The organism is Pseudoalteromonas sp. 1_2015MBL_MicDiv (genome assembly GCF_002407505.1).
GTDB classification, from domain to species: Bacteria; Pseudomonadota; Gammaproteobacteria; order Enterobacterales; family Alteromonadaceae; genus Pseudoalteromonas; species Pseudoalteromonas fuliginea.
In genome coordinates, this window is the sequence record NZ_CP012737.1 from 3,427,024 (window position 1) to 3,439,294 (window position 12,271).

Genomic DNA, 12,271 nt, shown 5'->3' on the forward strand with positions numbered 1-12,271 from the left:
ATGAATAAACGTATTAACCGGTTAATTAAGTGCGGCTTAATACTTACTTCGTTAGCGGCTGCACCTGCAGTCGCTAACGAAGAGCGCACTAAAAAAGATTTATCCGAAGTACAAAACGCGCTTGAACAAAATCAAGCGCAATATAATGAACAACGAAAAAAAATAGCAAAACTACAAAAAAATCTCAAAAGTCATGAGCTCAACATAGCAAAAAATGCTAAAGCGCTTAATATGGCTGAGCAATCGGTTAAAAAAAACCAACAGCAGCAAAAACTGCAACAACAAGAAGCAGAACAACTTGATCAAAAACACGCCCTATTTCAGCGCATTTTAGCCGCGCAATTAAAAAGTGCCTATATGGCTGGCGGCGATGACTACTCTAAAATGATTTTGAACCAAGAAGACACAGCAAAATTTGAGCGCACTCTCAGTTATTACAATTACTTAAATAAAGCCAGGATAGAGCAAATTGAAGACCTAAAAGCCCTTCAAGAGGAAATAGCTTCTAATCAGATAGAGCTGGCTAAAACAAAACAAAGGTTAATCGCTTTACATGACGAGCAAAAAAGGCGTCAAACTGCTTTGCTTAACGCTCAAAGTGAACGCCAAGCAAATCTTAAAAACTTACAAGCTCAGCTCACAAGTACCAAAAGCTCTATTAATTACCTTAAAGAAAACCAACAAACTTTAATTACAACCATTGAAGAGCTTGAAAAAGAGAAAACGCAAAAGATCGAATTACTCGGCCTAAATAAAAGTAAGGGTAAACTAAATTGGCCGACCAGAGGTAAGTTAGAGCACACCTTTGGCCAGCGTAAGCATGGCGGTATTGATTGGAAAGGCGTGTTAATTGGTGCAAAAGAAGGCGTGAATGTTAATAGCGTGCACAATGGCCAAGTTGTATTTGCCGATTGGCTAAAAGGTTATGGCTGGGTGATCGTTGTTGATCATGGTGAAGGCTTTATGAGTTTATACGGCCATGCACAGACACTCCTCAGAGATGTTGGCGATATGGTTAGAGAAGGTGAAACTTTAGCTTTAGTTGGCCAAAGCGGCGGACAAGCAAGTTCTGGTCTATACTTTGAAATACGCCACAAAGGACGCGCAGTAAATCCTGTAAAATGGTGCAGACGCATTTAATTGAATAAACCGCTGCACCGCTCTGGAGCAGCTGATGAAAAACAAAACCCCAACGACATTCTACGAAAAAAAACAAAACACAGGTTTCATTTTAAGCCTGTGTTTACTTGTCTTTATTTTCTTTATCAATAGCGCCTCTGCCAGCTCAGTAAAACAATTGAAGAGGCAACAAATAGACGAAATTTTATTTAATATTCATGCTTATTATGTTGATGACTTAGAATTACAAAATAGCATGCATATAAAATACAACAATCATCAATTTGAACGCTTATATTCAAAGCTCGATCCTTATTCTAAATACCTCGACGAGCATGAACTCACTGCATTATTTGACAACACAAACGGTCGTTACACAGGTCTTGGTATTGAAGTTAAAAATATTGACGAGCAAATGACTATTATCGATGTTGTTAATAACTCTCCGGCCAAAAATGCAGGGATTTTACCTAACGATATTATAATTAGTATTAATAACCATACTGTTGCAACACTTACAATTGACCAAGTAGCTGCTTTAATAAGGGACAGTAAGTTTGCAAGCATTCACTTAACAGTGCAACGTAATACAAATAAAACCCATATACCTTTTGATGTTACCCGCACCCAAATAGATTTAGAAAGTGTAACCAGTCAGCTTTTAGATACCGGCACTGGCTACTTAGCTATCAATAGCTTTTCCAATCACACACTACATGAGGTAGCAATACAAGTTGCAGCCATGCAAAATCACTATGGTTACCCACTCAAAGGGCTGGTCATCGATTTACGCGACAATCCTGGTGGCACCTTAAAAAGTGCTGTGGCAGTATCAGACCTGTTTTTACAAAGCGGCACTATTGTAACCACTAAGGGGCGTTTTTTTGATGCAAATCAAGCCTTTTACGCCAAGCACGGTGATGTGTTAAAAGGTGCACCAATTGTGGTACTCATAAATGAAAACTCGGCTTCAGCAGCTGAAATTTTAGCGGCTGCTTTAAAAGATAATAATCGTGCAAAGATTGTAGGAAGCCAGTCATTCGGTAAAGGCTCTGTTCAATCTCTCATCCCATTAGGTGACGGTAATACAGCCTTAAAACTGACTACAGCAAAATACTTTACGCCTTCAGGTAAATCAATTGATGGTGTAGGAATAACGCCCGATGTGGCGATTAATCAAACAAACCTTTCACAAAACAATAAAGCCGTTATAATAAAAAACGAACAGACTAAAGGTACTCAGCAATTACTTTCAAGTAATTTGGCTGATTTACAATTAGTTAAAGCAAAACAGTTGCTCAGTATGCAATAACATTCGCTTTATTTAGAGCAACTTACTGAGCTTAATAAGATAATAAAAATTATAAATTTGAAAAATATTAACGCAAGCATTATAACGTGGCTTTTATTAGTCACTTGCTTTGTCTCTTTTGATGTTAAAGCGAAGCAAATAGCAATCGTAATTGACGATATAGGCTACCATCAAAGAGATTTAGAGTTCTTAACCTTACCGGGGCAATTGTCATATTCAATTTTACCTCACACCCCCTATTCGCAAGCTTTTGCTTCGCTAGCGAGTCAGTCAAATAAAGAGCTATTACTTCATGTGCCCATGCAGGCGCTAAATGGGAAAAAACTAGGCCCCGGCGCGCTTACATTAAGTATGAGTAAAGAGCAGCTCCAGCAAACTCTAGGCACTGCCTTAGCTAGTCTGCCACAAGTTAAGGGCGTTAATAATCATATGGGCTCAGCACTAACACAACAAAGCCAAGCTATGAAATGGACAATGGAAGTGCTTAAAAAACGCCATTTATACTTTTTAGATAGTCGTACCACAGATTTAAGCCAAGCTCAAAATGCGGCAAACTTTTTAGGTGTTGCTAATATTAGCCGCCAAGTATTTTTAGACAACATTATCACCCCCGAGCAATTGCAGTTAAGGTTTGATGAATTAAAACAGCAAGCAACCGATCACAATTTTGCCATTGCTATCGCCCACCCTTATCCTGAAACTATTGATTTTTTACGTGAAGCGTTACCACAGTTAATAGATCAAGGCTTTGAACTTGTGCCGGTTTCGCAGCTGGTTGAGCGTAAATACATTCAGTTGGCGCAGGCTGAGGGCAAAGGGGTTAGTGCTCGATGATATGTACTTTAATAAGGAAATTATATGTATAGCAAACATGAAAAATAACTAATTTTTTTCCTTGCTGATTATTTTCTGAATCATGGTAAAGAAATACAAACAATTAACTCCATAGCCAAAGCTTTTACTCTGAAGCTTCAATTAACAAGCTACGTAATTTTCATTTAATAAAATTTATTGTTGCTGAAGTTATAGAGATTTCACCTACCATGATTTCTGAAAGAGAAAAATTAAAAGCCCCACCCAACTATTTTCAAACTTCAAAAGTATGGTGGTTTAGTAAACCTTGGGCTGTCGCGTTAACTACATTAATTATAATTTTACCAGCCATAAAAACATATATAGATATTCTCAGTTACTTATTTAAAGTAGAGCCAGTTATCAATTTTAGCACTAGGCAGGTGAAAGCTTACGGCCGTAAACAAAAAAGCCCCGCATTTTCATGCAGGGCTTTTTAAATTTTGCTGCTTGAGCTGTGTTTAGCTCATAGCGCTTTGTAACTTTTTCATCGCTGTTTTTTCAAGCTGACGAACACGTTCGGCTGATACACTGTACTTTTGTGCCAGCTCTTGAAGAGTCGCCTTATCATCAGACAACCAACGTGCGCTAACAATATCTTGCGAGCGTTCATCAAGTGTTTTAAGTGCGCTAAATAAACGCGTATGCGCCTGCTCTTTCCACTGTTGTTGTTCAACGTCGTCAGCCAGATCAGCTGCACCATCCGTTAAATATTGTACTGGAGAGTAAGTACTTGTTGGTGCGTTATCATCGTCGTCACCTGTCAAGTCGAAGCCCATGTCTTGGCCGCTCATACGCGATTCCATTTCACGAACTTCCTTTTCACTCACACCTAACTCGCTCGCAACAGTGCTAACTTCTGCTTGGTTAAACCAACCTAAACGCTTTTTATTTTTGCGAAGATTAAAAAACAATTTACGTTGTGCTTTAGTTGTCGCAACTTTAACTATGCGCCAATTTTTAAGCACAAACTCATGAATTTCTGCTTTAATCCAATGAACTGCAAACGATACTAAACGAACTCCCACTGTAGGGTCGAAACGCTTTACCGCTTTCATCAGGCCTATATTGCCCTCTTGGATTAAGTCTGCTTGTGGTAAACCATAGCCCGAGTAGCTTTTAGCAATATGTGCTACAAAGCGTAAATGCGACATAATGAGTTGCTTGGCAGCACTAAGATCGCCTTCTTCCTGAAGCCTTTTAGCAAGCTCTTGTTCTTGTTCAACCTTAAGCATAGGAATAGTGCTTACCGCTTGAAGGTAACCGTCCATGCTTGCGCTTTGTTGTCCGACTGTAAGTGCCATTGCGTATAAATCTTTACTCATTTTTCACCTCGGTGATAAACATTTGAAACCATCTTAGCACTCTTTAACCAAGAGTGCTAACCCCAATTTAAAACTTTTTTTAATCATAAATCAAGAGGTTTTTTTGCGTTATTTAAGTCTACTATAAGCGGCTGAATAAGTGATGAATTAAAGGGATGCAAGAGGTTCACCTCATCGCAGCACCTCATTTATAACTTATTACCTTGAGGAGAATAGTACACAAACATGACAGTTTTAATAAAGGAGGTACTACCCAACCCGATAGCATACGCATACCGAGCAGGGTTAGTTCACTTATATGGTACATAAGCATCGAACGACTAATAGATTCGAATTATACTTTATCGGGTTCTATTTCTTTAATGTATCGATTTACAGAAAGATACGAACCAATAAAGCCCAAGCTTGTTGCAAGTAAAACTAACAGGCCAAACTCTTTTAATGTTAAACCAATTAACGAAAAACTTGTTTGGTAAACACCCGCTACACTACTAACAGCAGAAGATAGCCACCACATCATTAAAGCAACCGATATAAAAGCAAATAGCCCACCGATAACACCATACCAAATACCGGTCCATAAAAATGGTGCATGAATAAATGTATTAGTAGCCCCAACTAATTTCATTACTTGTATTTCTTCTTTTTTATCCATAATAGATAAACGAATAGTATTACCAATAATAAGCGTGACTGAAGTAAGTAACAGTAGCGTGATCGTTATTACACTCTCTTTTAACAAACTCAACAATGCATTTAAACGCTCTAACCATGCTATATCGAGCTTACCAAAATCAACCTCACGCTCAGCTTCCAGCTTAGTTAAAAGAGCTCTAGCTGCATTAGGCTGACGATCACGCTTAGTTGGCGTGACCAACACAACATCAGGAAGTGGGTTACTATCTAAGTACTCTAATGCTTGCCCAAACCCCGAGACACTTTTAAACTCTGTAAGTGCTTGCTGCTTTGAAATAAATGCCACACTCTCAACTTCGGGATACAGTGCTAAACGTTTCACCAAAGTTTGTGTTTGTTGCTCGCTCATCGTCTCTTTTACAAACAAAGATATTTCGCTTGCTTCTTCAAACCCGCTACTGACTTGTTGAACATTTTTAACCACTAAATAAAGTGTTGCTGGTAGCGTTAAACTTAAACCTAGTACAGCAATTGTCATCATCGAAGCTAAAGGCGTACGCCACATTTCACCAAGGCTGTGTATTCCTTGACGAAAAATATTAATAATAAAAAAATAACCGCCAGCTAATATAGATTTTTTTTGCTTTTCGTTTTTATTTTGGCGCCCCTTAAATAGTAAGCTCATAAAACCTCCTGCGCTAAGGGGTCTTGAAGCATTCGCCCGTCTTTTAAAGTTAAGCTTCTATATTTCATACGCGCAACCAAGCCTAAATCATGAGTGGCAATAAGCACGGTTGTACCGTGTTTATTAAAATCTTCAAATAATCGTAAAATTTCCATCGAAAGTTCAGGGTCAAGGTTACCTGTTGGCTCATCGGCCAATAAAATTGGTGGCGAGTTAACTATCGCGCGAGCAATACCTACGCGCTGTTGTTCGCCGCCAGAAAGCATAGACGGGTGGCATTTCACTTTATCAATTAAGCCCACTTTATCGAGCGCCCCATGAACCCGCTTTGCAATTTGATTATGATGAGTACCCTCAATAATTAATGGCAATGCCACATTATCAAATACAGTATGGCGCTCTAATAAGCGATGATTCTGAAAAATAATACCAATGTCACGACGGGCATAGGGAATTTGACGCGAGTTAACCTTATTTAAATCAACACCGTTGATAAACACGTTACCCGCAGATGGGCGCTCCATTAAGCTAATTAACTTTAATAACGTACTTTTACCTGCACCACTGTGACCAGTTAAAAATGCAAGTTCGCCCGGCTTAATATGAAAATTAACTTTTTCAAGGGCCCGATGCCCTCCTGGGTAGGTTTTACTTACTTGCTGAAAATTTATCATTTTTTATTATGCCAACCTCATCATAAACACGAATGCAATTGGTATTCCTCGCAATTAAAAAGGGAGCAAGCTCCCTCTTAGTAAATTAAACGTCGTCCTCATCTTGGCTAAATAACGCATCAATAAAGTCATCACTCTTAAAAGTACGTAAATCATCGATACTTTCGCCAACACCAATATAACGAATTGGAATATTAAACTTATCAGCCACCGCAAAAATAACACCACCTTTTGCAGTTCCATCAAGTTTTGAAAGGGTAATACCAGTTAAGCCTACACACTGATTAAACAAATTCACTTGGCTAATCGCATTTTGCCCTGTGCCTGCGTCAATCGTTAACATCACTTCATGCGGCGCATCAGGGTCAATTTTTTTCATTACACGCGCTATTTTTTCAAGCTCTTGCATTAAATTATCTTTATTTTGCAAGCGCCCAGCTGTATCGGCGATTAATACATCCACTTTACGAGCTTTCGCGGCTTGAAATGCGTCAAAAACAACTGAAGCACTATCAGCGCCGGTGTGTTGTGCAATAACAGGAATACTATTGCGCTCACCCCATACTTGAAGTTGCTCAACAGCAGCCGCTCTAAACGTATCACCAGCAGCCAACATAACCGACTTACCTTCGTTTTGAAATTGCTTAGCCAGTTTACCAATAGTCGTGGTTTTACCTACACCATTCACACCCACCATCAGTATTACAAATGGTTTTTTATCAGTTGGTATCACTAAAGGCTGCTCTGCAGTTTTAAGCATAGTGGCCATTTCTTGTTTCATTAGCTCGTAAAGTGCATCGCCATCTTTTAACTGTTTACGATTAGCCCCATCTGTTAATCGATCGATTAACTTCATGGTTGTATCAACGCCCAAATCGGCAGTTAATAGCTGGGTTTCCAGCTCTTCAAATAAATCGTCATCAATTTTTTTGCCGCTAAATATAGACGCAAATCCAGATCCAATATTAACGCGAGTTTTTAATAAGCCTTTTTTAAGGCGAGAAAAAAAACCTTCTTTTTTGGGTTTATCTTCCTTCTCCGCTTTAAGTTTTTCAGCCTCAATACTCGCTTGCTCTAAACGCTCACTTTCAACTTTTTCAGCCGCAACACTCTCTTGTTCTAGACGTTCAGCTTCAGCTTCAGCTTTTTCAGCTGCAACACGTGCTTGCTCTAGACGATCGTTTTCAACTTTTTCAGCTGCAACACGCGCCAGCTCTAAACGCTCGGTTTCAGCTTTTTCAGCCTCAATACGCGCTTGCTCTAAACGATCGCTTTCAGCTTTTTCAGCCTCAATACGTGCTTGCTCTAAACGCTCGGTTTCAGCTTTTTCAGCCTCAATACGTGCTTGCTCTAAACGCTCGGTTTCAGCTTTTTCAGCCTCAATACGTGCTTGCTCTAAACGCTCGGTTTCAGCTTTTTCAGCCTCAACACGCTCTTGCTCTAGACGATCGCTTTCTGCTTGTTCTGCTGCAATACGCGCCAGCTCTAAACGCTCGGTTTCAGCTTTTTCAGCCTCAACACGCGCTTGCTCTAAACGCTCGATTTCAGCTTTTTCAGCCTCAATACGTGCTTGCTCTAAACGCTCGCTTTCAGCTTTTTCAGCCTCAACACGCGCTTGTTCTAGACGATCGCTTTCTGCTTGTTCTGCTGCAATACGCGCTTGCTCTAAACGCTCGGTTTCAGCTTTTTCAGCCGCAATTCGCTCTTGCTCAAGGCGCATTTGCATTTCTTGTTCGGCTAAACGCTGTTGCAGCTCTAATTGTTTTGCGTGGGCATCAGCTTGTTCTTTTGCCAATAATTCAGCATTTGCTTGTTCAACCGCTAACTTTTCAGCTTGCTCTGCATCGTGCTTCTCAGTTTCAGCGCGCTCTTGCTCTATACGCTCAGCTTCTTGTTGTTCGGCCAACGCTTGTTGGTTATTAGTTTCTTTTACTTGCTCTGCTTGTTTTTCATCTGACTTACCAAAACCAAACCAAGACAGGAATTTACTTTTTTTTGCCATACTTGCTAATAACCACTTATAAAAATCTGATAAACTAAAATTTGAAAATAGCTTTATTGTGCTCGGCAATATCTGCCAGCAAAAAAACAGTTCAAAACATTAAGAGCTAAATAGTAACACTTTTAATGCAGTTGAAAAATGAAGCTATACGTAATCTACTGCAATATTATCTGAGCTAGATCCCAGATACCATTTTTTAGTGAGCTAAATGAGAAATAAAACGGCGCAAAATAAAGTAATTAATAAATCAAGTGATGGCTTTATTAGAATTATAAGCGGTCAATTTCGTGGCAGAAAGCTACCAGTAAAGGATGTGCAAGGTCTGCGTCCAACCACCGATCGCATAAAAGAAACAGTATTTAACTGGTTAATGCAAGATACGCGAGATACAAACGTACTTGATTGCTTTGCCGGCTCTGGTGGTTTAGGGTTTGAAGCATTATCTCGTTTTGCTAAAAGCGCTACTTTTATTGAGCTTGATTTATTAGCAGCAACGCAATTAGAACACAATATAACAACTTTAAAATTGCAAAACGCGCACGTAAAAAATATAAATACATTATCGTTTTTAGAACAAAAAAACCTAAATGAACCTTTTGACCTCGTTTTCGTTGATCCCCCTTTTCGTAAAAACCTAGCCCAAATTAGCTGCGATTTTTTAGAAAAGAATCAATGGCTCAGCTCAGAAGCTTTAATTTACGTTGAAGTTGAAAGTGATTTAAACTCATTCACAAAACCAGATAACTGGCTGTTAATTAAAGAAAAAAAAGCTGGGCAAGTGTTTTCTAGGTTGTACCAACGCCAATCAAATTAATACTGTTTTACATGATGTGTTTCTGTTAATATTGTCCTTTACATGTGGTGTTGCTTCGGATTACAATACCGCACCATTTTTGAACCACTTGATCAATGTTTGATCAACTTGAGCAACGCTCATAATTTAGGTAGGTGAATTTTTAATGCCAGTAATTAAAGTAAGAGAGAACGAACCGTTTGACGTAGCACTTCGTCGCTTCAAGCGTTCATGTGAAAAAGCAGGAATCCTTTCAGAAGTTCGTCGTCGCGAGCACTATGAAAAACCAACAGCTGAACGTAAACGTAAAAAAGCTGCTGCAGTTAAACGTCACATGAAAAAACTTTCTCGTGATAACGCTCGTCGCGTTAAATTATACTAATATATTAGGTCTTGTATAAATGAGCCTTTTAATAACGCTAAAAGATGCGCAAAAAGATGCGATGAGAGCCAAAGACAAGCAACGTCTTAACCCTATTCGTATGGTACTTGCTGCAATCAAGCAACGTGAAATTGACGAGCAAATAACGCTAGACGACGCAGGTATTACCTCCGTTATAGTGAAGCTTGTTAAACAACGTCGTGACTCTTACACTCAGTACAAAGATGCTGGGCGTGATGATTTAGCTGATATTGAAGCCAATGAAATAGTAGCGCTTGAAACTTTTTTACCTCAACAATTGAGTGAAGAAGAAATCATTGCTCTCATTGACGCGGCTATTGCTGATACTAATGCAGCAGGTATGCAAGACATGGGTAAAGTAATGGGTATAATCAAAAGCAAGGCTGAGGGTCGCGCCGATATGGGCAAGATCTCTGGTTTAATTAAGCAACGATTAACTGCCTAATACTCCCACATACATTAAAGTATGATTGAAGTAAACCGAGCCTTGTGCTCGGTTTCTTTGTTTTTAACTTTAATAAAAGTGCTTCAATGTGGTTATTTAAAGATAAAATTATTTATAGCTACTCTGTTTATTTAGCTTTCGTTTTGGTAAGTTAAAGCACGTTATACTCTGCGCCAAGCGAGTATAAAAAGTAAATTTCACATTCGTTATTTTTATCATTATCTCAGGACTGCATTTTACTAATGGCTGGAAAGATCCCACGTAACTTTATAGACGATTTACTTGCCAGAACCGATATTGTCGACCTGATAGACTCAAAAGTAGGTCTAAAAAAAGCAGGTAAAGATTATCAAGCTTGCTGCCCTTTTCATAATGAAAAGTCCCCTTCGTTCACGGTATCTCAAGATAAGCAGTTTTATCATTGTTTTGGCTGTGGCGCTAACGGGAATGCGATTTCATTTATAATGGAATACGAAAAGCTCGAGTTTGTTGATGCTATTGAAGAAATAGCCAGCATGCTTAATTTAGAAGTACCTCGAGAACAAGGCACAAGTTCAGCACCAGAACGCACCGCAGCACAAAAGCGCTCTGATTACGATTTAATGCTCCACACAGCACGCTTTTATCAACACCAATTAAAACACCACAGCAATTCAACGGCTGTAATAGACTACGTTAAGGGCCGAGGTTTAAGTGGTGAAATAGTTAAAAAATTTATGATTGGTTACGCTCCAAGTGAATGGGATGGTTTATGCCTACAGCTTGGCCGCAACAAAGAACAAAAAGAGCAATTAGTTGAGCTAAAGCTCGCTTCAGAAAAAACACCCGGTAGACAATTTGATTTTTTCCGCGACCGCTTAATGTTTCCTATTCGCGATAAACGCGGACGTGTTATCGCCTTTGGTGGGCGTGTAATGCAAGCCGACCAAGGTCCTAAATATTTAAACTCTCCAGAAACCAGAATTTTTCATAAAGGTTTTGAGTTATATGGTTTATATGAGGCAAAACAAGCTCATAAAAAGTTAGACCATGTACTTATTGTTGAAGGTTATATGGATGTGGTGGCGCTTGCTGAACAAGGTATTGAATATGCTGTTGCTGCACTTGGTACTGCAACTACGAGCGAACACATGCACACCCTTTTTAGAACAACAGATAAAGTTATTTGTTGTTACGATGGGGATCGCGCAGGGCGAGATGCAGCGTGGCGGGCACTTGAAAATGCTCTTCCTTATTTGAATGACGGAAAAGCCTTAAATTTTGTTTTTTTACCCGATGGTGAAGACCCTGACTCTCTAGTACAAAAAGAAGGTAAAGAGCTGTTTGAACAACGCTTGAGTGAAGCCGATGACTTTACTAAAGTATTATTCAATAAATTAAGCCTAGAAATAGATTTAACACTCGATTCTGGCAAGGCAAAATTACTTAGTGCTGCACTGCCATTAATAGAAAAAATACCCAGTGAGTTTTATCAAGAAAACATTCTTGAACAACTCGGTCGTTTAATTGGTCGAACACGTGAGCAGCTTAATAGTCGCTTAAAAACACCTAAGCAACAGCACTCTATTGAGCGAAAATTTAAAATAACACCTATGCGACAGGCCATTGGTATTTTAATTCAGCACCCACAATTGGCTAAAAGTATTCCTTATTTGCCCGATTTAGCGCAAATGAGCATAGCCGGTATTGGATTATTACTGCGCCTACAAGAACAAGCATTAGAAAAAGAGAATGTTACCACCGCGCAATTACTCGAATTTTTTAGAGGAACTGAAGATTACGAGCCATTAATAAAGCTTGCAACGTGGCAACACGAAATAAATGAAGAGCGTTTAGAGACTGTTTTTCAAAATACTTTTAAATTTATTGAAGATCAGTGTTTAAATTATCGACTAGAGACCTTATTAATAAAGGACAAGACACAAGGTCTCAATAGCGATGAAAGACTTGAATGTCATTTGTTAATGACAGCGTTAAAAGCGACTAACAGCTAGTCAGATCTAATTTTGGCTGTTATACTGTGCT

General features: G+C 39.1%; 11 protein-coding genes. 7 read left to right on the plus strand and 4 right to left on the minus strand.

Annotation, left to right across the window (positions count from 1 at the left end; all coding sequences use genetic code 11):
- From AOR04_RS15415 to AOR04_RS15425, 3 genes are all read left to right on the plus strand, one after another.
- Complete coding sequence (locus AOR04_RS15415) at window positions 1–1,140, plus strand: murein hydrolase activator EnvC family protein (RefSeq protein WP_096793828.1); 1,140 nt, start codon at window positions 1–3, stop codon at window positions 1,138–1,140.
- Window positions 1,141–1,174: 34 nt separating this feature from the next.
- Window positions 1,175–2,431, plus strand: coding sequence for a S41 family peptidase (locus tag AOR04_RS15420; RefSeq protein WP_007376034.1), 1,257 nt, complete (start codon window positions 1,175–1,177; stop codon window positions 2,429–2,431).
- Window positions 2,432–2,497: 66 nt separating this feature from the next.
- The gene (locus AOR04_RS15425; RefSeq protein WP_373462520.1) at window positions 2,498–3,265 is read left to right on the plus strand and encodes a divergent polysaccharide deacetylase family protein; all 768 of its coding nucleotides are present in this window, start codon (window positions 2,498–2,500) and stop codon (window positions 3,263–3,265) included.
- A gap of 479 nt (window positions 3,266–3,744) precedes the next feature.
- Here the strand turns inward: AOR04_RS15425 and rpoH are convergent, their stop codons facing one another.
- The 4 genes from rpoH to ftsY form a co-directional block, all read right to left on the minus strand.
- Window positions 3,745–4,608: an RNA polymerase sigma factor RpoH gene (rpoH, locus tag AOR04_RS15435; RefSeq protein ID WP_007376032.1), complete on the minus strand. Its 864-nt coding sequence runs from the start codon at window positions 4,606–4,608 to the stop codon at window positions 3,745–3,747.
- Window positions 4,609–4,942: 334 nt separating this feature from the next.
- Window positions 4,943–5,929, minus strand: coding sequence for a permease-like cell division protein FtsX (gene ftsX, locus AOR04_RS15440; protein WP_007376031.1), 987 nt, complete (start codon window positions 5,927–5,929; stop codon window positions 4,943–4,945).
- Window positions 5,926–6,603 (minus strand): cell division ATP-binding protein FtsE, encoded by a 678-nt coding sequence (gene ftsE / locus AOR04_RS15445; RefSeq protein WP_096793829.1) that lies wholly within the window; start codon window positions 6,601–6,603, stop codon window positions 5,926–5,928. The genes ftsX and ftsE overlap by 4 nt, the downstream gene beginning before the upstream one ends.
- Window positions 6,604–6,688: 85 nt before the next feature.
- Window positions 6,689–8,605, minus strand: coding sequence for a signal recognition particle-docking protein FtsY (gene ftsY, locus AOR04_RS15450; protein WP_096794148.1), 1,917 nt, complete (start codon window positions 8,603–8,605; stop codon window positions 6,689–6,691).
- A 208-nt stretch (window positions 8,606–8,813) separates the two neighbouring features.
- Between ftsY and rsmD the strand changes: the two genes are divergently transcribed.
- The 4 genes from rsmD (at window position 8,814) to dnaG (ending at window position 12,240) form a co-directional block, all read left to right on the plus strand.
- A complete protein-coding gene (rsmD, locus tag AOR04_RS15455) occupies window positions 8,814–9,419 on the plus strand; it encodes a 16S rRNA (guanine(966)-N(2))-methyltransferase RsmD (RefSeq protein WP_007376028.1) in 606 nt (201 codons plus the stop codon).
- A gap of 145 nt (window positions 9,420–9,564) precedes the next feature.
- Window positions 9,565–9,780 carry a 30S ribosomal protein S21 gene (gene rpsU / locus AOR04_RS15460; RefSeq protein ID WP_002957797.1) on the plus strand — a complete coding sequence of 72 codons (216 nt, stop codon included), beginning with the start codon at window positions 9,565–9,567 and terminating at the stop codon, window positions 9,778–9,780.
- 19 nt (window positions 9,781–9,799) lie between these two features.
- A complete protein-coding gene (locus tag AOR04_RS15465) occupies window positions 9,800–10,246 on the plus strand; it encodes a GatB/YqeY domain-containing protein (protein WP_007376027.1) in 447 nt (148 codons plus the stop codon).
- A gap of 242 nt (window positions 10,247–10,488) precedes the next feature.
- Window positions 10,489–12,240, plus strand: a complete 1,752-nt coding sequence (gene dnaG / locus AOR04_RS15470; RefSeq protein ID WP_008136894.1) for a DNA primase — start codon at window positions 10,489–10,491, stop codon at window positions 12,238–12,240.
- The last annotated feature ends 31 nt before the right edge of the window (window positions 12,241–12,271 follow it).